The sequence below is a fragment of the Pedobacter steynii genome (assembly GCF_001721645.1).
Taxonomy (GTDB): Bacteria; Bacteroidota; Bacteroidia; order Sphingobacteriales; family Sphingobacteriaceae; genus Pedobacter; species Pedobacter steynii_A.
In genome coordinates, this window is record NZ_CP017141.1 from 293,165 (window position 1) to 318,044 (window position 24,880).

Genomic DNA, 24,880 nt, shown 5'->3' on the forward strand with positions numbered 1-24,880 from the left:
AAAATCAAATTATTTTAATCTGGTATATAAATGTTGGTCAATTCGTAAGTTTAAACACCAATTTATTGTAATATTTATGTCATAATCAATATTAAAAATTCTTAACAGTCCATTTATTCTGTTAAAAATTTGAAATTGTAAATATTTATTTGTATAATTTATCTAGTGTTTTTCAATCATAACCTACTGGTTCCAGTTGCTCCGGTATGTTTTCTGTTACCCCATAGAAATCTTTATACCAACTCACGAAATTCCGGATTCCTTCTGCGACAGAAACACGTGGCTGGTATCCCAGCATCTTTTTCATGTTTGAAATGTTTGCCCAGGTTTTAACCACATCTCCGTTCTGCAGGGGCAAAAAATGTTTATGTGCCACCTTTCCCAGGTTTTTCTCAATCTCTCCAATAAATTCCATCAGGTCTACCGACTGCCCCCGGCCAATGTTAAACACCCGGTACGGTACTTTTGAACTGGCAGGATCAGGCTTAAATTCATTCCATTCCGGATTGCTTTTTGCGGGATGATCAATCACACGGACAATACCATCCACAATGTCATCCACATAGGTGAAATCCCGTTTCATCATGCCATTATTAAATACTTCAATATTCCTGTTTTCAAGAATTGCTTTTGTAAAGAGAAACAGCGCCATATCCGGCCTCCCCCAGGGGCCATAAACCGTAAAAAACCTCAGCCCAGTAGTTGGAAGCTGGAACAGATGGCTATAGGCATGTGCCATCAGCTCATTACTTTTTTTAGAAGCGGCATACAAAGACACCGGGTGATCAGCATGCTGGTTTGAGGAAAACGGCATTTCCTTATTCAATCCATAAACGCTGGAAGAACTCGCATATACCAGGTGTTTGATGTGATGTATCCTGCAACATTCTAAAATATTCAGAAATCCGGTGATGTTCGAATCAATATAAGCCCTCGGATTGGTTAGACTATACCTCACCCCTGCCTGGGCAGCCAGATTGCATACCGCATCAAAATGACAGTCCTTAAATACTTTTTTTAATTTGCCATGGTCTGTAATGTCGAGCTTAATAAACTGATAATTTAGATACTTACTGCTGACCAGCCCTTTGCTGTATTTCAGATCGGCAGTATTAATGCCCGTTTCTTCCAGTCGCCGGTACTTTAGATGAACATCATAGTAATCGTTAATGTTATCAATTCCGATTACTTCATCTCCTCTTTCCAACAGAAATTTCGCGAGGTGAAACCCAATAAAACCGGCTGTACCGGTAACCAATACTTTCATAACGATCGCTTTAAATTTTAGATTAAGAAATTTAGACTTACAGACTTTTATGCCATACCTCCAGACTGAAAACACAGAAGAGAATTTTAGCCCTTCTTTCTTCAGAAATACCGATCCGTCTGGTGATCAGCTGTTCAATGAAAGACTTTTTGATGATATGGGGATACAATGCATCCGGAGCCAGCAGATAGGTCTGCATCACCTCCCGAAGCTCATGGTCTACCCATTTTTGCAAAGGTATTTCGAAACCTCTTTTAGGCTGCTCAATCAACTCTGCCGGAAGGTATTTTTTGGCCAGTGTTCTCAGGATGTGTTTCGTACGGATATTTTTGATCTTATACTGATCCGGTAAACCCGGTGCAAAATTAAGGATTTCCCTGGCCAGAAAAGGGCTTCTCCCCTCGATGGAATGTCCCATTGTCGCAATGTCCATTTTTGGCAGCAGCCGGCTAAATAACATCGATTCAAAATCCATCAGCAATAATTTCTTTAATGGCGATATGGAATAACCATTATACCGTTCCAGGTCTCCGGTAATGGCCAGCATTTCTGGTTTGATGATAAAGGCCTCTTCAAATCCCACAAATAAGTCGGAAGAGGCCGAACAATAAATTTTTACCGGATCAGCATAACCGGCGAATTTCAGGAGCCGGTAAGCATAGGTATAAAGGCTTTGTTTTTGATTGGCGACGGGCAGGATTTTAGTCAGCATACCAGCGCCCATTTTTGTAAAATAACCAGGGTTAAAAAAATCCAGGTGTTTAAAAGGAACATACCTCCGGTAACCGCCAAACAACTCATCCGCCCCATCTCCGTTTAAAACTACCGTAATGTATTTTTTAGCCTCCCTGGCCACATAATAGCTGGGAATTGCCGAATTGTCTGAATTTGGCTCCCCATGATTGGAAATGATCTTCTCAATATCATTTGCCAGATCAGAAAAATCGATCTCCACTACCGTATGATCTGTACCATATCTTGTGGCTACTTTTTCCGCAAGTGCCGACTCATCAAAAGAACCCGGTACTTTTACGGTAAATGTCTTTAACCGGGACTGATGCCCCGCAGCCATCGCCGTGACCAGGCCACTATCAATTCCTCCACTTAAAAATGACCCCACATCCAGATCTGCACTTTCTATTCTCCTTTTCACGGCGGTATCCAGGTGCTGATCCAACTGTGATAAAGCATCCTCATAACCTATACCCTGTTCGTTTCTATAAGCATCCTCCATCTTAAACCAGCAAACATCTTCTGCATGGCCAAGCAAGGTATCAATGATCATATAATGTCCATTCTCCAACTCATTTACCAGGTGATAAGGCGTTGCCTTCCGGTAGTAATGACCGAGATAAAGATAATCTGCAAGTGCAGCATAATTGATTTCTGGCCGGCAACTGCGGTAAAGCACATTCAACTCCGAAGAGAAGACATAACTTACCCCTTTCTTGTAGATGTATAAGGGCTTTTTTCCGGCCCTGTCCCTTGCCAGGTATAACTTCAGGTTCTGCGTATCATACAAAGCAAAGGCAAACATGCCATCAAATTCCTCCAGCATTTTCATTCCTATCCGTTCAAACAGCATCAGAATGGTTAAGGTATCCGAATTTGAAGCGGCAGAAAGACCATATTTCTGTCTCAGCTCCATATGGTTATAAATCTCTCCGTTAAAAACAATCACCAGACCTTTGTACATCATCGGCTGCTGACCGGAAACAGTTAAATCCTGAATCGCCAGTCTGGTATGGTAAAGTTGTACATTATACAAGCTAAAACAACCCTGCTCATCCGGCCCGCGATGAAGCAATCCTTCAAAGATCTGCTCTTTCCGGATTGCATACTCATCATTTAGTGTTCCAAAAATTCCGCACATCGTCGTTAGTTTTTTCAATCAATGCTTTCCATTGCCTCATCACAAAGCCTTCAGAGAATTCCATTTTCAGGTATTGTCTTCCCCTTTCCCCCAATTCTTTCCTTTCTGACAGGGAAATATCCATCATGTTTAACATCCTGGTTGCCAACTCATACTCATTCTGTTTTTCGAACAAAAAACCACATTTCACCGCCTCCAGCAATTCTCTGTTCCCATCAATATCTGATATCAGAACCGGTAAAGCATGTGCCATTGCTTCCAGAACCGCATTAGGCATTCCCTCCGAAAAGGAAGAGAGCACAAAAGCATCAGATTCATTCAGATAAGCAGCAATATCAGGCCGAAAACCAATCAGGTTTACCCGGTCCTGGATGTTCAATTCCTCTATCATCCGGTATGGCCAGTCTGCGCCGTTCAGCTCCCCGAGGATGTCCACACAGAAATGCTGATCCCGGATCAGTGCAATAGCTTTAAACAGCGTTGGATAATCTTTATTCCACCTGAAATGTCCCACACAGACCCACCTGAAAACCCCGCTTTTTCCGGACATCTCCGCTGTATCTGCAGGAATGGAGATGCCATTGTGAATGACTAAACCTCCTTTTAACCTGGGATTCCGGCTTTCAAAATTACTTTTAGCAGCCAGGGAATTATACACCAGCACATCGTCTAAGCCTGCGGTCAATTTAAATGGCAGATACCATTTGGCCGGCAGTACCGAGATCCTGATGCTGGAAATCAGTTTAAACCTCAGGCTCTTTTTCAGCAAACGGGCAAAGATGATCGCGATGAACATAAATGCAACCATTACCTGCGGTTGGAAACTTTTCACCCTGGAATGGAGCAGGCGGAGGTTGGAAAGAAAATGCGAAGACCAGTTGTTCAAAAACAGGACTTCCAGTCCCGAGCGCTCCAGCAGTCCGTTAAACTCATCTATTGGTTTCAGCGAAATGATCAGTACCTGATCCCCTTCCGATTTCAGAAAGAGGGCCAGCTTTAGCAATTGTGTCTCTGCCCCGCCCTTACTCATGGAGGGCGTCAATAAAATCACACGTTTAGGATCTTTCATAAAGCCGATGCTGCAGATGCCGACAGGTAAGCCCGGACTTGTTTCTGTTTGATGCGAAAAACGGCATCCACATATTTTACATCCCAGGAATTAAAAAGACTAAAATGCTGTTTGTAAAAAGCATAAGCCTTTTTCCTGACCTCCATTTTCGGATTTGGCTGATAAAAAGGGCTCACCTCCAGATAAATAGGTTCGGTACTCAGGTCATCATCCTTCCAGGTAATGTCGAAAGCACCTGTGGTTAACTCCAGGGAACGGAAAGTATCAATAATATGCTGCCTCCATTGTTCCGGAAAAAAGTCAAAATCTACCTCCGTTCCATAACTCGTTGATGTAGGCTTCCATTCTTTATCCTTATTGATCCGCCAGTAGTGGAGTACAATCTCCCCTTCTACCAGAATCACCCTCAGGTCTTTTCTCATGTTGATCAGTTCCTGAACGATGATGTGTCTGTTCTTTCTGATAAAATTTTCGTCGGACATCAGTCTGGCCAGGTCGGAAAAATCCGAAATCTTGTACAATCCCTCTGCAGAACAGGAATGTTCCGCCTTAATCAGATAGGGAAATTTGATTTTCGCATTCAGCAGGTATTTCATAGAATCAAAAATCCTTGTCCTGGGTTCATGTACCCTCGCCATATAAAAGCGCTGGTGCATATAAGTCTTATTCTCCCAGAAGATCGTTTCACACTGCTTTGGAAAGACTTCATTTCCCTGGATTTCCAATTGCCTGGTGATGTGCAGTAAAATATTGGTATAGTCATCAAAACCATAAATATTATACTTGCTGTTGATAGAAAAGAAGATCTTTTTATCATGATAGCTCCCAATCTTTTTGCCGGTAACCACCCTGAACTCTTTATTTTCAGCAACCAGACCGGCAATTGTCGCCATGTCCCAGATAAATGCATCTGATCCGCAGTAAAAGAGCGAAAGATTGGGGATCCAAATCAGGATTTCACTATCGGAACGATACAATTTCCAGAACCGGGCCCACTTAATACTGACTATAATTTGAAAAATCCTGGAAAGTCTTTTGAGTATCCTGATGATTGATTTCATAATTTGAATTGATTGATTCTATTTCTTTAATGCCCAGATAAGTAAGAGGAAGGTCCTTCAGCTCCCGGATCAGCTCGTGGTAAAGTTTCAGTTCTCCATGCTCATGGTTATAACTCAGATCGTCAATATAGACCAGCTCCAGCCCTTTTAAAACCAGTGTTTTGATGTAATACATTTTGTCTTCCGCCTTCGTGACCAGAATCAGTTCAGCGCCCTCAAAACCACAGGATTGCAGCCATTCTGCAGTAGCCTTATAGCATCGGTAACTTCTGGCGGAAATAAAGATCACCTTTGCCTTTTTCAGCTGCTCAGCAATGAGCTTACGCATCCCTATAAACACCGATAAAGACCGGTATCGGTCCCGGTCCCGAAGGTAAACCCGGTCCCGGAGTGATGGCCAGGTATCGGCAAGCGTATTGTCTATATCCACCAGATAAACGGGAACCCGCTGTTGCAGCCGGCTTGCGATACTGTTAAATTTCAATTGAAAAAAACAAGCAAAAATCCAATAATACAGTGCCTTAAATAGCCTTTTCATCGATCAGGTCTAAAACTACATTCATTTCCAGACAGCACCTCAGGCTATTGATGATGTAATTGTTTTCTGTTCTGGACCGCGAAGCCAGTCTGATAAACTGCCCCTCCAGTCCGATTTTATCGTCACAGGTCCTGATGTATATGCCGTAGCTGATCAGTAATTTTGCAACAAAGTCTGAAGCCATAATTCCGTTGGTCAGCTCAATCAACACAAAATTCGCCATGCTTGGGTAGACTTTAATATAAGGGAGTTGCCGGAGTTCTTTGATAAATTCCAGTGTTTCCACAATGTATTTTACCCGGAGGATATCATACCTCATTGCAAAATCGCTTCTGGTATACAACCTGAAAAAGTATTCTGCAAGCCCGTTGGAATTCCACAGGTACCCCCTGCTCAGCAGCTGCTGAACATATTCCTGTTTCATGATGCCATAACCCGCCCTGATCCCCGCCACGCCAAAATCTTTGGACATGCTCTTAATCACGATCAGATTTGGATTTTCCGCGACCAGGTTACTCAGGGAAACCAGCTGATAACTCTGACTCTCATAAGCAAAATGGATAAAACTTTCATCTACGATAATATTCTTCACAAACCACAGCTCATCCAATATACGCTGCACATCTACAATCCGGGTATAGGCCCCATTGGGATTATTGGGATTGATCAGCACAATGGTATCGGGGCGGTAAAATTTGACTTTTGCAATGTAACGGTCCACATCCAGGCTGTAGTCCTCTGCTTTGGACAGCTCATTGTAAATCACTTCCACCCCTTCTTTTACGTACTCATAATAGGAAGAAAAGGTAGGGATATTGATCATGATCTTTTTCTCGGTAAAATTGTGAATTACAGCCTGTATGATCTCAATAGCGCCATTTCCAATAAAAATATGCTGGGGATTTATCGCCAGGAAGTCGGCCAGGATTTCAGCAATCACTCCATTTTGAGAAGGATAACATTCCAGCAGATCTCTGATCCTGCCAGTCTCCAGAATTTCCTTATTGAAATATTCAATAAAAAGATCTGTAGCATAGGGATTGGACAGAAAGCAGGCGTCAATTTTTATCTCTACCTCCGGAAGCTTTTGCCGGAAGGTAAAAATGCCAGGTGAATGTGATCCCGCTTCATTTTTTAAGATTTCCAGTTTTTTGACAACTATCAGTTCTTCATCAGTAAATTTCATCATCTTGTTTAGCTATGGAATGGTTCAACAATAGAGTTCCCGTACCTTATGCTCCTTTAAATTCATGGCAATTGCATACACTTTCAGGTGTTTGCCGGCCGAGATGCCAATGGTATATTTCTGTTCGTAGTCTTTCTTCAAATTTTCTTTTATCGTTTCTTTATCCGGGGTATACAATGCCTGTTTTAAAGCCTCATAATAAGCAGTTGTACTGACCTCCCTGCTTAAAAACCCGGTGATCCCTGTACGGATCATCTCCTTCATCCCACCGATAGGCGTACATACCGGAATACAGCCCAGAGACATGGCCTCTATAAGAGAGATGGGCATTCCTTCCCAGGTACTCGATAAGCAAAAGGCATCTGCAATGCTCAGGTAATCCCCCACATTTTTCTTCCCACCCAGAAACTCGATACAGGGATCTCCATTCACCTGTTTTTTCAGACTTTGGTATAATTTCAGCTCTTTGACTTCTCCGATCAGCAACAGCCGGCAAGGTACAGGCGTGGTTTCATTGAGTTTCTGCACCACCTCAATCAAAAGCTTTTGATTTTTTTCCGGGGAAATCCGACCGATATGAACGATCAGAAAACCATCCTCATTTCCTTTATATTGCTTTAAAAGCTCATTCCGTTCCGCGGTGATCAATACCGGGGGCCTTGCATTTTCAACCAGGACATCGTTTCTTAACCGGTAGTATTCCCGGTAAGACCGGCTGCAATCAGCAGATATGGTCACAGGGATTACCTTATTACTTTTATAAAAAACCTTTCTGAACATTTTTAATATCAAGCCGGGGCATTCTGCCTCAGCCAGGTTATGTATTGTATGAAAAAAGATGGTCTCATTCCTGGCCATACGGTACAACAACAGGTACTCGCTGCTGTTTTGATGGCTATGGACAATATCAGGAGACTGATTTTTCAGCCAGGCGGTAAGTTTCATCAGCACCGTCCAGCTGAACCCACTTTTCTTTTCAAAAGAAACATAGTTTACCCGCTCATCGATCTCCTCCAGAAAGCTATTCTCTTTTTGGTTTCCACATAAAGAAACCAGCGTAATTTCATGTTCTGGCTTCCTGGCCATTTCATTACAAAGGTCCACTACAAACCGTTCCGCCCCGCCTCTGGCCAGATTGCCGATAAGGTGTATAATCCTAGACATGGTTTTCTTTTTGCCGGTGATACAAATGAAGGATACTGAAAAAGAGAAAAACCGTTGGACCGTCTGCACTGATGAGCCATGGATTGTGCGAAAGCGCATTCACTGAAACCGCTAAAAAAGCGAAACAAAGACAAACCATCATGGCATTTTTCCGGTCCCGCAGCTGATGAAAAACATAGATGCAGGCGCGGCCAACCCTATAATAAATTGCGGCCAGCAGCCCCAACCCTAAAAAAGGCCCCAGATAGGTGAAAAATATCAGGTACGCATTATGAGAAGTAATTCCCGAGGAGAATACATAATCCCGATAAATCACATCGCTCCAGTTTTTTCCATAGAAAATCAACCCATAGGGATAATCAGCATAGATCCTAAGGTTTTCTTCAGCCAGGTTCGAACGGTCATATGCTGCATCACTGTGGGTGTTTTTCACCAGGATATTGTTGTAGCTATCCAGGTTATCCTTCAGCACATAATTGTACAGCAATCCACAAAGTAATACCATCAGGAAAATTGCCAACACCGCTTTGAAACGATAATACAAAACAAGAAACAGAAAAGTAGCCCCCACAAATCCAACCAGTACAGAGCGCTGCATCCCCAGAAAAATAAACAGCAGGCAAACCCCTAAAGCCATTCCTTTGACCAGCAACGGTGTTTTAAAAGTACAGGTACAAATGAAAACAAAAGGAACCAAAGCTGCCAGCTGATATCCATAGGCAAACTGACTGAGGGCTATTCCTGCAGGGCTTTGTAACACCCGGTCGCCCATGATCAGTTCCCTCAAAGTATCCATCTCCCCATAAAAATGATTGAGTACCATAACCACAGAAGAAATCAGCAATAAGCAAAAAAACATCCAGACGGAAACCTGAAACCTGCGTTCACTATTGCCGACAAAATAGTTAAAATAGAAAGCACAGATCAGGATACACAAGCTATTGGCAGCAAAACTATTCACTTCCGAAAGGCCAATTACATAGTAGAAAAATAAAGCCAGACCAAGCAGGATAAGTTCCCGCGCATATAAAAACTTAACTGCCCCCTCTTCCCGGAATAGAAACACCAGGGGAAAGCAAAACAGAAAGGGTGCCGGGATCCGGAAAAGGTCTGTCAGGAATATCCCGAATGCCAATGTCCCCAGATAGCACATCATGAGCAATGTGACAATTAATTTCATAGAAATCAGGTATTATTGATGCTGTTTTTAAAGAAGCTGATGAATTTTTCAGCATCATTTATCGCATCATAGTATCTTTTCTGACCATTTCTGGCAATATGCCTGTAATGGTCATAATTGCTGATCATTTCGGTTAGCTGACCTTCCAGTCCGGAGAAGTTCCAATGTACAGGCACATACGTTTCATCGGCAATAAAGAGGTCCGGAAAGGTTTCTATATGACTCATTACCGGCTTCACCAGCACCGCGCCGGAAATAAAGGTTTCAAAATCCCGATAGCAGATTTCCCCCCACCCAAAAGGACTGACGCTCAATTTAGCCGCTTTCAGTTCTTTCCAGTACCGGGATTTACTGACATTCCCGCCCGTTGCCATCTGCAGGTTCATCTGGTTAAACAGGTGAATAAGGTGGTTTCTTTGATAAAACACCCCCCGTTGCCCGTCCTGATCCGGATGAATTGTACCCCTGTAGGCAAGGTCATATGGCCTTTGCTGATCCACATCGGTAAAGCGAACCGGATACCACTTATAACTCAGGTAATTGCTCAGCCGGCTCATTTTGTATCCGAAATACCGGTAGTCATTAAAGCCGATATTCCATCCCAGTCGTACCTTATGAAGTTCCCCCTTCGGACAGGGTTCAAATCTTTTTCTTTCCCCGGGTGATAAACAGTTTAACCATACCCGGATGTCTTTCTCCCCTTCAGGATTTACATAATAATCTTTGTTCCGCAGCAACTGCTTTTTAAGAAAAAAATCCACATAGGGAAGCACCGGAAAATCGTAGGATCCTGTTGAGTCAGCGGCATCAAACCAGATCAGCTGATCTGCAGAAGCCCTTAACGACTGGAGAAAGCGAAAGAGCTGCTCCTCATTCCGGGCATTTCTGGTGCTGATGTTCTGCCATCCCCCGGCGAAATGCCGGGAATGGATCAAGACATAATCTGCATCTGCCAGCCCCTTATCACGATGATCCACGTAAAACTCTACTTTTATGCCATGGTCCAGCAATTTTCTTTTCCAGCGGTGAAAATGGTGGGTCTCTCCATAATATTGCTTGGAAGGCCAATCCAGGATCTTCAAAGTTTTCATTTCAGCAGGATGCTCTTCAAAGTATGAGAAATGATCTTACAGTCAATCCAGAGGTTATGGTGATCAATATATTCCAGGTTCTGACTAATTTTGGAAGGGATTACCTTATGGATATAAAAGCTTTCCGGATCATCTGCTGTTGCGAGTAAACTGCTTTCGTCAATGTATTTGATGGAAGCCCAGTCGGTGATCCCTGGTTTTACGGTCAGCACCCGCTGCTGACTGGCATCATACATTTCCACATACTTGGGCACTTCCGGTCTTGGTCCCACAAAGCTCATCTCCCCTTTCAGGATATTCAGCAACTGAGGAAGCTCATCTACTTTATGCTTCCTTAACCAGCACCCGAGCCTGGTGATCCTGGCATCATGATCTCCGATAGTCAGCAATCCCATTTTATCCGCATCCGGACACATTGTCCTGAACTTGATCAATTGAAAACACCGCTGGTTCAGGCCAACCCTGATCTGCTTATAAAATACAGGTCCCTTACTTTCTCTTTTCAGCAGAACAGCCACTACAAAAAATACCGGCATCAGAATTAAGAGCCCTGTCAGGGAGAAAAATATATCGAATAGTCTTTTCGCATCCATATCCGGAACACATTAAGATGCCACCTTTACTAATTTGTTTATCTCTTTTACCAGCTGAACACATTCAATCACCGCATCTGTAATATAATGCAGCTCAGCATCAGAAAGCTGGGGATAGATCGGCAATGAAATTTCAGCTGCATATTGCTTGTAGCTATTGGGAAAATTTGCCATGGCATACCCCAGGCTTTTAAAATACGTTAACATGGGCATGGGAATAAAATGCACATTCACATTGATGCCCCTAACCACCAGTTCATCAATCACCCGGTCCCGTTGTGCTTCGGTGATTCCTTTAATGCGTAGTGGAAACAAGTGGTACGAAGCCTCTCTGTTGTCCTCCTTCATAACCGGTTCTATAAACCAGTCGCACGGCCTGAATGCATCACAATACCTCATAGAAATAACTTTACGAAGTGGCAGTAAACTGTTCACATATTGCCTGATCTGGGCCAGTCCGATTGCCGCACAGATATCCGGCATATTCATTTTAAATCCTTTAAATAAAATATCGTACCTCCAGTTTGCTCCTTTCGACTTGGCAAAGGCATCTTTATTCTGGCCATTCATGGAGAACAATTTCAAAAAGGCATATTCTTCCTGATTGTCAAATGGCTCCGGCAGGTTAAGACAGATACAACCACCCTCTGCCGTAGTAATGTTCTTTACCGCATGGAAAGAGAATATCGTTATATCGGATTGTTGTGCAGCCGGCTTTCCATTATACACCGCACCGATGGAATGTGCCGCATCGCAGATGAGCAGGATTCTTCCCAAGCCCGCCTGTATCGCTGTTGCAGAAACAAACTGCACCTTAATTTCAGGTTCCCTGATCAGCGCATTCAACTCCTCATAACGGCATGGCAAACCGGCAATATCTACCGCAATAATTGCTTTCGTTTTTGCATTGATCATTTTTCTGACCATTTCAGGATCCATGGTAAAATCATCCAGAATATCCACCATAACCGGTGTTGCGCCACAGTGTAACACACATAAAGCAGTGGCACAGTAAGTATAAGCAGGTACAATGACCTCATCTCCAGGCCCGACGCCAAACCAATTGAGCATCATAATGGCCCCCGACGTCCATGAGTTGACACAAACTGCAGCCTTCAGGCCGGTCAGACTGATCACTTCGGACTCCAGCGCTTTGACTTTCGGGCCCGATGTGATCCAATTGGAATGGAGCGTATCCAATACCTCATCGATCACCTGCTGATCAATGAATGGCGGAGAAAATGGAATATTCATAATCTTTAGTTTTTGTTGGTTCTGCGGATAAAGATTTTAGGGACGTTGGATCAGCTCTTCCCATTTATCAGAAATAACTTTCAGGGAATTCGTCTGACTGATCTGTCTGGCTTCATTTCGTAATTTTCTTTTCAGGTTCAGGTCGAACAGCACATTGAACATGGCTTTTGTAAGGGCAGGAACATTGTCTTTAGGAACGAGAATCCCGTTTTGCCCGTCTTCAATGATCTCTGCTGGCCCAAATTCGCAGTCTACCGCAACACAAGGGCATCCATTGCTCATAGCTTCAATCAATGCATTTGGATAACCTTCATTTCTGGACGGCAGAACGAACAGCTCTGCCTGGTTATAGTAATCCTGCAGGTCGTCTTTAGCTCCCGCCAGCATCACCCGGTCCTGCAAGTTCAGCCTGTTGATCTGTGCCGCCAGGTTTTGTCTTTCCTGCCCCTGACCAACGATGATCAGGTCAATATTTTTAATTCTTAATTTACTAAAGGCATCAATCAAAAGATCAAATCCTTTCTCATAAGAAAGTCGGCCGACCCCCAGAATAAATTTCCGGCGATGTACGATTACATGCTGATCTGATTTGAAAACATAGACCGGATTTCTGATGATGCTGTAATTGTTGAGCCGGTTAAACAGACCATTGTTTTTTAAACAATTTTCAATGCCTTTAGCCGGTACCACTACTGCTTTTGAGCCACTGTAAACGAAGTAAGACATCCATTTGAAGAAAAAATTAAAGCGGTTAATCGTATGGTCCGGGGTTGTTCTTTCCGATACGATATAAGGGATTCTCAATAAACCGCAGCTCAACCCTGTCCATAGGTTTGCACTGGTCATAAAGGAAATCACACAGTAAGGCCGCTCTCTGAACAAAACCAGGAGCAAGCGCAGATAGGTCTGCATTCCATAGATCAGTCTTCTGAAAATATGCTCTTTATGTTTTCTTTTCAAAAGAGGAATGACCCTGATTCCATCGGCCAGCGGATAACCTTGTTCTGCATCGTTCATGCAAACAATAACCACCTTGTATGACCTTTCGCTAAAGCTGTTGCTCAAAGTCGAAAGTACCCGTTCAGCACCTCCTTTCTGAAGGGTATAGATAACAAAAACCAATTTTAATCCGGACATGGCGCATGAATTATAATAAGTTCATAATCGTGTTCATTGCATTATTGATCTTCCAGTTTCTCAGGTCAAACAGAAAATACTGACGGATATAAATTTTGAGCAATTCCTTTTTCATCAGTCCGGAATACTTAAAATTCTTAATGGTCAGGTTGAAATCACTGACCATTCTTGTCTTCCTGATCCTGGAATCGATCATGCTCCAAATCCCACCGGTATGCAGGCGGTAGCAAGCCATAACTTCCGGCAATACAAATATTTTCTTACCGGTATTTGCCAGGGCATACAGCTTAAAAAGGGTATCTGTACCATAGGTATCGAAGTACCAGGACTCTTGCCCTACTGCCCTCACCGCATCAATATTTCTGATCATGAGTGAGCAGATTCTGGTTTCTTCTCTTTTGCCAAGCAATACATCCTGATAGTCAAATTCCATGCTTACCGGTGTCTTTTTGAGGTAAACTGTTTCCTCATTTTCATCGATCACCCTGGTATGGTGACAACAGATCACATATTCCGGATTGGTCTCTAAAAAGTCGACCTGCTTTTGCAGTTTTTCAGGATCAGTCCAGAAGTCATCTCCATCACAAAGGGCAATGTATTTCCCCCTCGCCCTGGTGATCACATCTACCTGGTTTCTGATCGCTCCGATATTTTCCGGATGCGCAATCAGTTTGATGCGTTCAGGATACCTGACTGCATATTCCCGAATCACCGATCTCGTGGCATCCGTAGAGCAATCCTCACCAACCAGGATTTCAAATTCAAAACCAGTTTTTTGCATCAGAAAACTGTCCAGTGCTTCGGCGATATATTGTTCATGATTATAGGTGATGCAGCAGACGCTCACCATAATTTCAGGTTTAGTATTCATCATATTGCGTTATATTCCAACCGATGCCGGGTGTAGTATTTCAATCGGGGTGCTGTCCATGGTCTCCGTTTGCAGAGGCTGACCATAATTCTGAACCCGGAGAATGATCCGCGTGATCAGGTCCAGATCGCTGGAAGTGAGCGTATGGTATAACGGTAAACAGAGTATCCTGGAGGCTACAGATTCACAAACCGGCATAGACACCGGATCTACAAAAGGCAGACTGGAAAGTGGTGGATAGAAATACCTTCTGCAGTAAATTTTCTCGTTCTCCAGTGCTTTCAAACAGCTCAGCATCAGCGCCGCACTGTCAAACAATACCGGGAAATAGGCATAATTATAATCCAGATCTGCATTGAGCTTAGGATACTTCGCTTTCAGCGGACTCAGCGCCTTCCAGTAATAAAAAGAAAGCAACCTTCTCTTATCGAGAATATCATCCACCTGTTTCAGGTTACACAAACCCATTGCCGCATGGAACTCGCAGTTTTTTCCATTGATTCCAAGTTCCGCAAATTCGTCTGGGCCATTGTAGCCAAAATTTCTCATCAGCGCCATCTTTTTTAATAGCTCAGGACATTTGGTAAACACAGCTCCACCCTCAATCGTATGGAAAAGCTTGGTGGCATGAAAGCTCGTGGTGCTGATGTCCCCGTATTCAAATACCGATTTATTTTTATACTTCGTTCCGAAGCAATGCGCTGCATCAAAAATCACCTTCAGAGAATGTGCATCTGCAATTTTTTGAATCGCCTCGATGTCGCAGGGATTACCATATACATGAGTAGCCAGGATTGCCGAAGTCTTTGGTGTAATGGCCTGTTCAATTTTAGCCGGATCGATATTAAAAGTTTCCTCATCGATATCTACAAACACCGGCGTACAACCTTCCCAGACAATGCTGTTCGTGGTGGCTACAAAAGAAAATGGGGTGGTGATGATTTCCCCTTTCAGGTCCAGCGCTTTGATGGCGATCTGCAAGGCCATGGTCCCATTAGCAACATAAAGCAAGTGCCTGATGTTCAGGTAATTTTTCAATTTCAATTCCAGTTCATTTACCAATGGTCCATTGTTAGTGAGCCATTGTCGCTCCCAAATACTGCTCATATACGATTCAAATTCTTGAATTCCAGGGAGAAAGGGTTTGGTTACAGGTATCATCTTTTTAGGATTAATTGTTTAAAATCATGAATTGCCGCAAGCCTGAACAGGCTGCTTCCAGCCAGGTACACGATCAGAAAAAAGGATCCATTGATCAGTATTCTGCTGAAGTCGGATAGGAAGAGTGATCTCAAGCCATATTCATCGAACAGGTAACAGATGACACCGGCAAGGGCCGAGTTTCCAATAATTGGCGCAGCATCTGCTATTTGCTCAGGGATGGGATAACTGATCATCTTACCACTATAAAAGGAGTTGATATAATAGCCGATGAAATTGAAAAGCAACTGAAAATAAAGCAATCCATAGATCCCGAATGGAATGGCAGCTAAAATTCCAACTACACAAATCCCCTTTTTCACCGATTCCAGTTTCAGGATCAGGTCACTCCGGCCTTTTACCTTCAGGATGTTTAAATTGTAGGCATGTAAAGGATACATGATGCCTGCAAAACAAAGAATCTGAAAGTACGGTACCGCCGGCAACCATTTGCTTCCAAGCAGCACATTGAACAAGGGTTCTGCAATAAGGGCCAGAAAAATCAGGACCGGAGTATTCCAGAATAATACCTGCTGCATCAGCTTTTTGTATACCCATTTCATTTTTTCATCGTCCTCTGCAATTTTCGAGAACATGGGGTAAGTCACCTTACTGATCACTGCCGAAATATTGGTTACCGGAAGCTGACTTATCGATTCTGCCCTTGAATAATAGCCCAGCTGCACCGCAGCATAATATTTACCAATAATCAGTACATATATATTCCGGTATACAATTTCCAGCAATCCGGTCAGGGTCATTTTATAACCGAAATGAAAATGTCTTTTGAAACAGGCCAGGCTAAAAATTAAATCAGGTGTCCATCCGGAATAGATCCAATGCATAATGGTCGATAAAAACGACTGGAATAAAGACATCCAGACCAGGCTCCATACCCCGTAACCGTTCATCGCCAGAAAAATGCCAAGTAACCCGCCGCCCAATACCGCGGGGATCTGGATCAGCATCTGAATCCGGAATTTCATTTCCTTTGTCAGGCGCGCATTCTGCACACTAAAAAAAGCATTCAGAATAAAATCCAGTGCATATATCCTTAAAACCAATGTCAGCGCATCCTGATGATAAAAAGCCGAAACCAGGGGCGCTAAAAGGTAAACCAGACCGTAAATCAGGAGGCTCCCTATCAGGTTAAAATAAAAAACAGTAGAATAATCCTCTTGTGTAAGGTCCGGCGACCGGATCAGTGAGGATGCCAGTCCGCCTTCCAAAAGCGCATTACCTATCGCGATGAACACTGTTAGCATTGCGATCAATCCAAATTCCGCAGGCATTAAAATCCTGGCCAGAATAATGGTGATACAAAAACTGATCAGCTGTACACTGAATTGCTGTGTAAATGTCCAGAGCAATCCCGATAAGGTTTCCTTTTGTAGGCTCATGATGATGATTGGTCCCGCGGCTTCGGATAATTTTGCCTTTTTTTATTTTTGCAAAGAGCTGGAATATCTCTGCCCCTGAATTCTGTAATTCCTTAAAAACTGAAGAACCGGCTTTTCCAAAAACCTGGTAACCAGCCATGCCAGCGTAACAATCAGCACCATAGTGATGAATATCACCAGGTATTCATTACCGATATACGGCTCCATTTTTCTCATCAATACAAAGCCAATATTCTGATGAAGCAGGTACAGGGAATAAGAGATGTAACCAAGGAATATAAAGGGTCTCCAACTGAAGAATTTAAGCTGATCGTATACAAACAGATAAAACAACAAAAAGATGAAAACAAACACATAAAAAAGGGTTAACCCCGGGTGTGTCAATACTGCTGCAAGAAAGCAAAAACCGATTAACACATGCTCATGCCAGTCTCCTTTGGCAAATTTGATCTGGTAAAAGAGAATCCCCGCCATAAAGAACATGCCATATTCAAGATTCAGAAAGTAGGCCCCGAACGGAAGTTTAAACAAGGTGTTAAACAACATCAGGCTCAACCAAACCAGGGCAATCGTACGGACCTTATTTAACCAGCCCAGCTGAAACAGCAGCCCCATGCTCACGTAAAAGAACAATTCGGGAATCAGCGACCAGTATACCCCATCTATATTTTTTATATTGAACGCTCCCTGGATCATCGTCAGGTTCATCAGGAATACCGCAGCCGACTGGCTTTCTATCCCCGGATCCCGGGCCAGGCCTACCACCAGAAAAGTCAGAATCATACAGATCCAATAAGTCGGATATAATCTGGAAAAGCGTTTATAGGCAAAATCCCGGATACATGTTTTTCCCTGAAGCGACATAAAAATCACAAATCCGCTAATGATAAAGAATAATTCTACACCATACTGACCGATATTCCAATCGTATTTTGAGGGATAATCATGACCAAAATTCAACCTGAATTTAGCCGTATAATGGAACAGCACAACATTCAATGCTGCAATCCCCCTTAAAACATCGAGTTCTTTTACACGTACCATATTCCGGGGTATTACAGTCGCATATTGACCAGTTTGTCAGGCAATAGCGATTTTAAATCATAAACGATGGTTTGCGCATTACACATCGCCGAAATGTCGATATCCTTAAATTTGCGGTGTGCTACGGCAAGGATAATCGCATCGTATTTCCTGGTTTTCGATTCTCCGTTCTGACAGATCACCCCATATTCACGTTCCACCTGAGCGGGATCTGCCCAGGGATCGTGGATCACCACCTGTATATTGTATTCGCGGAGCCTCCTTACGATATCAATGACTTTGGTATTCCTCACATCAGGACAATTCTCCTTAAAAGTGAAACCCAGGATCAGCACCTGGCAATCCACCATTTTTCTGGTGGCCACGATACGTTTCACCAGTTCATCGGCAATGTACCTGCCCATCCGGTCATTGATCCGCCTTCCAGCCAGGATGATTTCCGGATAATACCCCTGCTCCTGTGCCTTTTGCGCCAGATAATAAGGATCTACACCAATACAATGGCCGCCAACCAGGCCGGGCTGAAATTTCATAAAATTCCATTTGGTACCTGCCGCTTTGAGTACTTCAGTAGTATCAATTCCTAATTTGTTAAAGATCATGGCCAGTTCATTTACAAAAGCAATGTTAATGTCGCGCTGTGCATTTTCAATAACTTTAGCTGCTTCGGCCACCTTTATAGAAGATGCTTTATAGGTTCCGGCCATGATGACTGAACCATACAGGTTATTGATTATTTCTGCAGATTCAGGTGTGGAACCGGAAGTGATTTTCAGAATCTGGGACACCGTATGTTCCTTGTCTCCGGGGTTTATCCGTTCTGGTGAATAGCCCACAAAAAAGTCGCTGTTGAACTTTAATCCGGAAACCTTTTCCAGTACCGGAATACATTCTTCCTCCGTTGCCCCTGGATATACCGTAGATTCATAGATAACGATATCTTCCGCTTTCAGTACCCGGCCTATAGTCTTGCTCGCTTTCAGCAGGGCCCCCATATCCGGACGGTTGTTCTTGTCTACCGGTGTAGGAACAGTGACAATATACACATTACATTTCCTCAGCATTTCCAGCTCATTGGTACAAAACAAACCTGTCAGGGTGCTGCAATCGTTGGTGATGACCTTCATCAGGTCGGCTGCCTCAATTTCCAGCGTATGGTCGTATCCCATTTTCAGGTGGGCGATCCGCTCTACATTGGAATCAAAACCAAACACCTTATATTTTGCAGCAAAGGTTACCGCCAGCGGTAAACCCACATATCCAAGTCCTACGATTCCAATTTTAATCCCTTTAATTACCGGAGTTACCATATCCTATTAATTAATGAGTTCCAGGTCTTCTATATTCACATCGGTAAGCAGTACACAGTTCAGGCTATCAATCACCACCATCACGCTTTTTTGTCTGAGTTTAATGACCTGCCCTTCTTTATTGTTCATCAATCCTTCTTTAATCTTTACCCGATCGCCCACTTCCAGCTGTTGAAGATCTACTACCTCTACATCTGGAAATGCATCAATACATTTCCTGATCTCCTCGATCACCACATCCCTTACCTGAGCAGGTCTGCCCATGTAATACACAAAATTCATCACGCCCAATGTGGCCCTTACTTTGAGCTCTTCTCTTGGATCGATGTACACAAATACATAGGAATTAAATAGGGGCAGCTCTACGTCTTTCATTCTGTCCGCCCATTTATGTCTGACTCTTTTAAGAGGACAATAACTGTTGATTCCCTGTAGTTTAAGCAATTCATCAACTTTTTTTTCCCATCTCGGGCGGGTGTAAATTACATACCACCTTTTTGGCGTGTTGAGCCGGATTGAGGATAGACCTTCCATAATTTTATTTTTGAGAAATGTTAATAGACTGAAGGTTTAATACGGCTTCGCCCCCTCACTTACATGATGTTTCGTGTTTTCAGGAAAATCTTCGTATCACCCCTTTATTTTTTAGCATCTACCGGAACAATTACCGGTCTTTCACCATGCCCAACGCACATTTTAACCTTATTCTTCAGTTATGCTGAGTATGCATATCTGCCATATTTGTACGCATTTTTATTCCCCTTCCCTGCATCATTAAGCACAATCATTGGATTTTTAAGCCGGCCGTTTTCACAGATTTCTTCAAATATCGCCAGGTCTTCTTTCTGGGTATAATTATACCGGACCAGGTAAATGCTGGAATCCGCAAACTCAGCAATGGTAAAAGCATCTGCAACATAACCCACCGGTGAAGTATCGACAATCACATAATCAAACCGCTCTCTGAGCTCCATAAACAGTATTTTTAGTTTAGGGCTCATTAGAATTTCTGAAGGGCTGTCTGAAATTTCGCCACATCCAATCACAGACAAGTGTTCAGATTGCGGTACTTTGATCAGAATGTCATCCACCCTCAGGTTTTCAGATTTGAGATAATCTGATAAACCTGTTTTGCTCTGCAGTTTCATGCTGTTCAGCAGATCCGGTTTACGCAGATCAAATTCAAGGATAACCACCTTTTTATTAATTAAAGACAAGGTGATGCCCAGGTTAATGCTAAAAAAGGTCTTCCCTTCTCCTTTTGAAGTGGAGGTGACCATCAACACCTTGTTGTGCCGGCTCATATCCATAAAGTGAAGGTTAGAACGGATATACCTGAACAGCTCGGAAATGGTATTGCTCTGGTTTTTATGCACCACAATAGATTCTCCAATTGCTTTATGGCTCAGTTCTCCAAGAATTTTTCCGTTTGCCGCAATATATTGCACATCATAAATATCTTTTACTTTATTGTTTAGTTTCTCTTTCAGGTAAATGACCGAAAAGGGAATGGTCAGACCGGCCATTATGCTGAGCATATAGATCAGCTGCACTTTAGGTTTCGCAGGAATCGGGTTGTAAGCAGGCTTATCAATCAGCTTAGAAGTAGGAATTGTAGCCGATAAAGAAAGTTCCGTTTCTTCTCTTTTCTGAAGCAGGTATTGATAAAGGGTGGTTTTCACACTTTGCTCCCGGCTTCTTTCCAAAAGCCCCCGTTCCATCACCGGCACATGACTTAACCGGTTCTCAAACTGAGAAGTTTTGCTGCTCAGTTTATTTCTTTCCAGCGTAAGGCCTCTTCTGATCATCGTCAGGTTTTCCAGCAGGCTTCTTTTAAGGCCGCTCAATTGTTCAGTCAGACTGACCACCAGAGGGTTATTTACGCTATTGTTCCGCAGCAGTCTTTCTCTTTCAATCTGCAGGTTATTGTATTTATCTGTCAGGTTTTGTAGGGTCGGATCTTTCAATCCAAGCGTGGTAGGTACCAGTTCAAAAGTGCTGTTTCCACCTTTCAGGTAATTGATGATAGATTGTACCAGGCTCAGCTGTACTTCGCTTGAGGCCAGCTGTTCGTTGTAATTTCCTGAAGACTGCAGGTTCATCTGCGCATCAGCACTTAGTTCAGTGATCCTGTTGTCCCTTTTATAATTCTCGACATCCTGTTCTACCCCGGACAGGTTTTTAGTGAGGTATTTCAACTTACCATCAATAAATTTAATGGTATTTAAGGCCATGACATTCTTATTATTGACATTTTCCCTATTGTACCTGGAAATCAATGCTTCCAAAATGTCCATTCCCCTTTGCGGGATCACATCCATTAAACTCAGCACCACAGTATTTGCATCCTTAATCACCGGCAGCACCGTTAATCCAGTGGTGCTGTAGGCTTGTGACAGTTGGCGCAGGTCAACGAATCTGAACTGAATGACCTGATCAGATACTTTAAATGCAGGGCCTTTTACAACCGTTATATTGAACTGAGAACGGGAAATGGCATAGCCAAAATTGTAAATGGTCCTTTTACCATTTTCATTTAAAATAAACTGATCTTTATTGAGGATGGTCAGACTTAGCTTTTGACGGTAAGCCTGGTCGTTGTTTTTCCCTACGCGAACCACTACCGGCAGGGTCTTCCCATACAATTCCTGATTCCGGAATGTCAGCTCATAGAAATAACTCAGCTCCATGTTCAGGTCTTTTAATACCCCATAGATCAAATCCCTGGAACGCATCACCTCCATCTCATCGATCACCGTTTTGGAGCTCCGGAACATGTTCAGGTCGCTAAATGCCGTTCCCTTTAATAGCCCATCCCCTTTTGCATCATCCTGAACAAGTAAGGTGCTGCTTACTTTATATTTTGGCGCTGTCATTTGCAGGTACAGCCAGGCGGCTCCCAGACTTAAGATCAGTGCAATAACAAAGAAATGCCAATATTTCACATATTTCATCGCCTGTGCAATAATGCCGGGATTATTGATTGGAACTTGTTTATGGTAAGCCATGACAATAGATTTAAGAAATGAAATCACATTACTTTAAAAGTGTAGCCGCTAAAACAGCCACTGCAGAGATCGTAGCCACCACTAAAGGCATCAACCTGTTGTTATTGCTGACTTCGACCGATTTGGCTTTATCAGGCTCTACATAAATCACATCGTTCTGTTTCAGATAGAAATAGGGGGAGCTCAATACATCCTGCCTGTTCAGGTTGATGCGCTCCATGATACGCCTTCCGTCCTCTTCTCTGATCAGCAGGACATTTTCCCTTTTACCATATGCGGTCATATCACCCGCCAATCCCAGTGCTTCCAGGAGGTTTATCTTTTCATTGCTCACCGTGAACGTGGAGGGGTGGTTCACCTCCCCGATTACCGTCACCCGGAAATTCAGAAATTTGATATTTACGATTGCATTCTTGACATACTTGTTGAGTTGAGCTTCGATCAGCTTCTGAGCCTGATTAATTGTAAGTCCCTGTACAGGAACCAGTCCGAGTACGGGAAACTTAATACTTCCCACTTCATTTACCCGATACCCTTCCCTTTCATATACCCCGTTTACCGTTTGGTTAACCGGCTGTGAGGCAAACAGCACATTCGATTCCGGACTCGTGCTATTTACGGTAACCGAGAGGATATCATTCTGAAGAATAGTTGGTTCTCCATTATTCAAGATCTTGGAATAAGGTTCCTTTTTAGAATCCAGATCACTGAAATAGACTAAATTTCTTTGTCTCGAACAGCTACTTAATGTAATTACCATTAAGTAACACACTACAAGTTTTAGATTCATAAAATACAATTTAAATTAAACACAAGTAAATGTTTGATTAAATATTACAAGATGAATTTACTAACTAATTATAGCGTATAAATGGCCTTCAACCCAATTGTGAAGCCACTTGTAGAACTTTCTCATTCCGTTTCACACATGTGAGAAATATTTTATACATGTGGTATCAATTTTGATGACAGCTACAGAAACTCCCATGAATAAAATCATTCTATCGGCCTTCCTGCTACTCCTGACTTTTAACTGTATTGCTCAAAAAGATGCCGGCATTAAAGCACTGTTATCTAAAAACGGGGAACTGTCTCTTCCTGTGCAGGTAAAAACCCTGAATAAGGAATTGAAAGTAAAACCTGTGGTCACAAGTGATGATACCTATGGTGATGAGTATACCTGGAATACCCCTGAGGGACTTTCATTTTCCGGTTTAGTGAGCGCAGACAAGACCTCTTCTGTGATTTTCTTAAAAGCAGCAAAAGGAAAAGTTTTAGGCGGTTTGCCTTATGGTTTAACATTGAATGGCAGTACTTTAAAAGACTGTGAAAGCAAATTCAAAACCAATATCCTCGAAAAGCAAAAGCTCAATCCTGTTGACAATCCGGGAGAAACAAGCAGTTTCATTTTAAAGGTAAAAAAAGGGATATACTATATCCATCTTGCATTTGATGCACAGCTAAAACTGGAGCAAATTACCCTTGCTACCGTTAATCTTGACGCCGCCGGTTAGTACTTTTTAAGGCCGGAGGTCCGGTTAATACATTTTGAGCTTAACCGGGCTTCCCTGGCAGGTGTTCGAGCTTTTGTTTGAGCGCCTGATACTCTGTTTCCAGATTCCGGAAGGATTTGGTGGTCAGCTGAGCTACAATACGCAGGTCGAGAATTCTGAAGTATGCTGCTGAAACCTGATCAAACCTGGTTTTTAATGCCTGATACTGTTCCCTTTTCAGCTTTTCTTTAGAACTTTCCATCTCCCCGTTGAAATTCCCCAGATATACACTATTGGAAATTTGCTTTCCATCTGCGGACTTGAAGCAGATATATGCTTCCAGTTGTTGGCTCAGGTCTTCCTCAGAAATGGCAAAAAAATGACTTCCTGCATCTCTTCTGCAGGCATTAATACTACCACTGGATAAACCTTTTAACGGATGACAAATCAGAATCATCACCATATCATGTGGTTTCCCCCCACCGGTATCCCAGCTAATTTGCAGCCCGGTTTCTGTCTTTACCATTTTCAAATTTCCTGCAACCGGTAGGTTGCCATAACTCAGTACCACTTTGCTATAATCCACCCTAATATCTGGGTATTCGCCTTTTAAGGCCTGTTTTTTATTGTAGGAAGTGGCGAGGTTGTGCTGATTTTTAACCGTCCCCCTCGCTTCAATTTCAAAACTGGAATTGATAAAAGTAGTCATGGGCTTTAACAGTTTCATGGTCACAGCCATAGCCTGATAATTGGCCAGCTGGTCTTTACTATGTTTAGTGCGTTTGTGACCTATAGTGCGTGTCACTACTTGTCCATTTAAGATATAGGAAACCAGTTTTCCTACTTTTCCGATAACCGGGCCATGTGGCCCATAAGGCAATAATCCCATAATCTATAAATTAATTGTTTTAATCTAATTTACAATAAAATTCTCTTTATAACAATACAGGAACTATCATTAATTAAGGTGCTGATGGATTCCCCTGCTAATGAGTTCCCTATCTTTTCTGCTATCTATATCCTAATAAACAGTGTTGAAAAGGCAATAAGCCGGATAAAGGCCCTAGGAACTCCTATGAGAAGCTGGAGTAAATCCCATGAAAGTAGGTATACAACAGACATGCAGCATAACTACTGCCAG

At 42.8% G+C, this 24,880-nt stretch carries 22 protein-coding genes; 1 reads left to right on the top strand and 21 read right to left on the bottom strand.

Annotation, left to right across the window (positions count from 1 at the left end; translation table 11 throughout):
- Positions 1-172: 172 nt before the first annotated feature.
- From BFS30_RS01280 to BFS30_RS01375, 20 genes are all read right to left on the bottom strand, one after another.
- Positions 173-1,267: an NAD-dependent epimerase gene (locus BFS30_RS01280; protein ID WP_069377617.1), complete on the bottom strand. Its 1,095-nt coding sequence runs from the start codon at positions 1,265-1,267 to the stop codon at positions 173-175.
- Between the two features lie 37 nt (positions 1,268-1,304).
- Positions 1,305-3,140, bottom strand: coding sequence for an asparagine synthase (glutamine-hydrolyzing) (asnB, locus tag BFS30_RS01285; RefSeq protein ID WP_069377618.1), 1,836 nt, complete (start codon positions 3,138-3,140; stop codon positions 1,305-1,307).
- Positions 3,112-4,209 carry a glycosyltransferase gene (locus BFS30_RS01290; protein WP_069377619.1) on the bottom strand — a complete coding sequence of 366 codons (1,098 nt, stop codon included), beginning with the start codon at positions 4,207-4,209 and terminating at the stop codon, positions 3,112-3,114. Before BFS30_RS01290 ends, asnB begins: the two co-directional genes overlap by 29 nt.
- Positions 4,206-5,270, bottom strand: a complete 1,065-nt coding sequence (locus BFS30_RS01295) for a hypothetical protein (protein ID WP_157262847.1) — start codon at positions 5,268-5,270, stop codon at positions 4,206-4,208. Before BFS30_RS01295 ends, BFS30_RS01290 begins: the two co-directional genes overlap by 4 nt.
- Positions 5,206-5,808: a hypothetical protein gene (locus tag BFS30_RS01300; protein ID WP_069377621.1), complete on the bottom strand. Its 603-nt coding sequence runs from the start codon at positions 5,806-5,808 to the stop codon at positions 5,206-5,208. Before BFS30_RS01300 ends, BFS30_RS01295 begins: the two co-directional genes overlap by 65 nt.
- Entirely contained in the window at positions 5,792-6,997 is a 1,206-nt protein-coding gene (locus BFS30_RS01305; protein ID WP_069377622.1) for a pyridoxal phosphate-dependent aminotransferase, read from the bottom strand. Before BFS30_RS01305 ends, BFS30_RS01300 begins: the two co-directional genes overlap by 17 nt.
- Before the next feature lie 21 nt (positions 6,998-7,018).
- Entirely contained in the window at positions 7,019-8,158 is a 1,140-nt protein-coding gene (locus BFS30_RS01310; protein ID WP_069377623.1) for a glycosyltransferase, read from the bottom strand.
- Entirely contained in the window at positions 8,151-9,338 is a 1,188-nt protein-coding gene (locus BFS30_RS01315; RefSeq protein ID WP_069377624.1) for a hypothetical protein, read from the bottom strand. Before BFS30_RS01315 ends, BFS30_RS01310 begins: the two co-directional genes overlap by 8 nt.
- Before the next feature lie 5 nt (positions 9,339-9,343).
- A complete protein-coding gene (locus BFS30_RS01320) occupies positions 9,344-10,429 on the bottom strand; it encodes a hypothetical protein (RefSeq protein ID WP_069377625.1) in 1,086 nt (361 codons plus the stop codon).
- Positions 10,426-11,022 carry a sugar transferase gene (locus tag BFS30_RS01325; RefSeq protein ID WP_069377626.1) on the bottom strand — a complete coding sequence of 199 codons (597 nt, stop codon included), beginning with the start codon at positions 11,020-11,022 and terminating at the stop codon, positions 10,426-10,428. Before BFS30_RS01325 ends, BFS30_RS01320 begins: the two co-directional genes overlap by 4 nt.
- Positions 11,023-11,034: 12 nt before the next feature.
- Positions 11,035-12,276, bottom strand: coding sequence for a DegT/DnrJ/EryC1/StrS family aminotransferase (locus BFS30_RS01330; RefSeq protein ID WP_069377627.1), 1,242 nt, complete (start codon positions 12,274-12,276; stop codon positions 11,035-11,037).
- A 36-nt stretch (positions 12,277-12,312) separates the two neighbouring features.
- Positions 12,313-13,413 carry a glycosyltransferase gene (locus tag BFS30_RS01335; RefSeq protein WP_069377628.1) on the bottom strand — a complete coding sequence of 367 codons (1,101 nt, stop codon included), beginning with the start codon at positions 13,411-13,413 and terminating at the stop codon, positions 12,313-12,315.
- A 10-nt stretch (positions 13,414-13,423) separates the two neighbouring features.
- Positions 13,424-14,287: a glycosyltransferase family 2 protein gene (locus BFS30_RS01340; RefSeq protein WP_083251896.1), complete on the bottom strand. Its 864-nt coding sequence runs from the start codon at positions 14,285-14,287 to the stop codon at positions 13,424-13,426.
- Positions 14,288-14,293: 6 nt separating this feature from the next.
- On the bottom strand, positions 14,294-15,445 hold the full coding sequence (locus BFS30_RS01345; protein WP_069377629.1) for a DegT/DnrJ/EryC1/StrS family aminotransferase: 1,152 nt from the start codon (positions 15,443-15,445) through the stop codon (positions 14,294-14,296).
- Entirely contained in the window at positions 15,442-16,884 is a 1,443-nt protein-coding gene (locus tag BFS30_RS01350) for a lipopolysaccharide biosynthesis protein (protein WP_069377630.1), read from the bottom strand. Before BFS30_RS01350 ends, BFS30_RS01345 begins: the two co-directional genes overlap by 4 nt.
- Positions 16,885-16,926: 42 nt before the next feature.
- Complete coding sequence (locus BFS30_RS01355; RefSeq protein WP_069377631.1) at positions 16,927-17,928, bottom strand: acyltransferase family protein; 1,002 nt, start codon at positions 17,926-17,928, stop codon at positions 16,927-16,929.
- A gap of 11 nt (positions 17,929-17,939) precedes the next feature.
- Positions 17,940-19,238, bottom strand: coding sequence for a nucleotide sugar dehydrogenase (locus BFS30_RS01360; protein ID WP_069377632.1), 1,299 nt, complete (start codon positions 19,236-19,238; stop codon positions 17,940-17,942).
- A 6-nt stretch (positions 19,239-19,244) separates the two neighbouring features.
- On the bottom strand, positions 19,245-19,772 hold the full coding sequence (locus BFS30_RS01365) for a UpxY family transcription antiterminator (RefSeq protein ID WP_069377633.1): 528 nt from the start codon (positions 19,770-19,772) through the stop codon (positions 19,245-19,247).
- A 179-nt stretch (positions 19,773-19,951) separates the two neighbouring features.
- A complete protein-coding gene (locus BFS30_RS01370; protein ID WP_069377634.1) occupies positions 19,952-22,246 on the bottom strand; it encodes a GumC family protein in 2,295 nt (764 codons plus the stop codon).
- Positions 22,247-22,274: 28 nt separating this feature from the next.
- Entirely contained in the window at positions 22,275-23,036 is a 762-nt protein-coding gene (locus BFS30_RS01375; protein WP_069377635.1) for a polysaccharide biosynthesis/export family protein, read from the bottom strand.
- A gap of 196 nt (positions 23,037-23,232) precedes the next feature.
- On the opposite strand from BFS30_RS01375, the gene BFS30_RS01380 reads away from it, so the two are divergent.
- On the top strand, positions 23,233-23,760 hold the full coding sequence (locus BFS30_RS01380; protein WP_157262848.1) for a hypothetical protein: 528 nt from the start codon (positions 23,233-23,235) through the stop codon (positions 23,758-23,760).
- A 40-nt stretch (positions 23,761-23,800) separates the two neighbouring features.
- Here BFS30_RS01380 and BFS30_RS01385 read toward each other — a convergent pair whose 3' ends face one another.
- The gene (locus BFS30_RS01385) at positions 23,801-24,628 is read right to left on the bottom strand and encodes a DUF6266 family protein (protein WP_069377637.1); all 828 of its coding nucleotides are present in this window, start codon (positions 24,626-24,628) and stop codon (positions 23,801-23,803) included.
- Positions 24,629-24,880 lie beyond the last annotated feature (252 nt).

Coding starts and splice junctions, on each gene's coding strand:
- BFS30_RS01280 (WP_069377617.1), bottom strand. CDS start 1,267: ATGAAAGTATTGGTTACCGGTACAGCCGGTTTTATTGGGTTTCACCTC.
- asnB (WP_069377618.1), bottom strand. CDS start 3,140: ATGTGCGGAATTTTTGGAACACTAAATGATGAGTATGCAATCCGGAAA.
- BFS30_RS01290 (WP_069377619.1), bottom strand. CDS start 4,209: ATGAAAGATCCTAAACGTGTGATTTTATTGACGCCCTCCATGAGTAAG.
- BFS30_RS01295 (WP_157262847.1), bottom strand. CDS start 5,270: ATGAAATCAATCATCAGGATACTCAAAAGACTTTCCAGGATTTTTCAA.
- BFS30_RS01300 (WP_069377621.1), bottom strand. CDS start 5,808: ATGAAAAGGCTATTTAAGGCACTGTATTATTGGATTTTTGCTTGTTTT.
- BFS30_RS01305 (WP_069377622.1), bottom strand. CDS start 6,997: ATGATGAAATTTACTGATGAAGAACTGATAGTTGTCAAAAAACTGGAA.
- BFS30_RS01310 (WP_069377623.1), bottom strand. CDS start 8,158: ATGTCTAGGATTATACACCTTATCGGCAATCTGGCCAGAGGCGGGGCG.
- BFS30_RS01315 (WP_069377624.1), bottom strand. CDS start 9,338: ATGAAATTAATTGTCACATTGCTCATGATGTGCTATCTGGGGACATTG.
- BFS30_RS01320 (WP_069377625.1), bottom strand. CDS start 10,429: ATGAAAACTTTGAAGATCCTGGATTGGCCTTCCAAGCAATATTATGGA.
- BFS30_RS01325 (WP_069377626.1), bottom strand. CDS start 11,022: ATGGATGCGAAAAGACTATTCGATATATTTTTCTCCCTGACAGGGCTC.
- BFS30_RS01330 (WP_069377627.1), bottom strand. CDS start 12,276: ATGAATATTCCATTTTCTCCGCCATTCATTGATCAGCAGGTGATCGAT.
- BFS30_RS01335 (WP_069377628.1), bottom strand. CDS start 13,413: ATGTCCGGATTAAAATTGGTTTTTGTTATCTATACCCTTCAGAAAGGA.
- BFS30_RS01340 (WP_083251896.1), bottom strand. CDS start 14,287: ATGATGAATACTAAACCTGAAATTATGGTGAGCGTCTGCTGCATCACC.
- BFS30_RS01345 (WP_069377629.1), bottom strand. CDS start 15,445: ATGATACCTGTAACCAAACCCTTTCTCCCTGGAATTCAAGAATTTGAA.
- BFS30_RS01350 (WP_069377630.1), bottom strand. CDS start 16,884: ATGAGCCTACAAAAGGAAACCTTATCGGGATTGCTCTGGACATTTACA.
- BFS30_RS01355 (WP_069377631.1), bottom strand. CDS start 17,928: ATGGTACGTGTAAAAGAACTCGATGTTTTAAGGGGGATTGCAGCATTG.
- BFS30_RS01360 (WP_069377632.1), bottom strand. CDS start 19,238: ATGGTAACTCCGGTAATTAAAGGGATTAAAATTGGAATCGTAGGACTT.
- BFS30_RS01365 (WP_069377633.1), bottom strand. CDS start 19,772: ATGGAAGGTCTATCCTCAATCCGGCTCAACACGCCAAAAAGGTGGTAT.
- BFS30_RS01370 (WP_069377634.1), bottom strand. CDS start 22,246: ATGGCTTACCATAAACAAGTTCCAATCAATAATCCCGGCATTATTGCA.
- BFS30_RS01375 (WP_069377635.1), bottom strand. CDS start 23,036: ATGAATCTAAAACTTGTAGTGTGTTACTTAATGGTAATTACATTAAGT.
- BFS30_RS01380 (WP_157262848.1), top strand. CDS start 23,233: ATGAATAAAATCATTCTATCGGCCTTCCTGCTACTCCTGACTTTTAAC.
- BFS30_RS01385 (WP_069377637.1), bottom strand. CDS start 24,628: ATGGGATTATTGCCTTATGGGCCACATGGCCCGGTTATCGGAAAAGTA.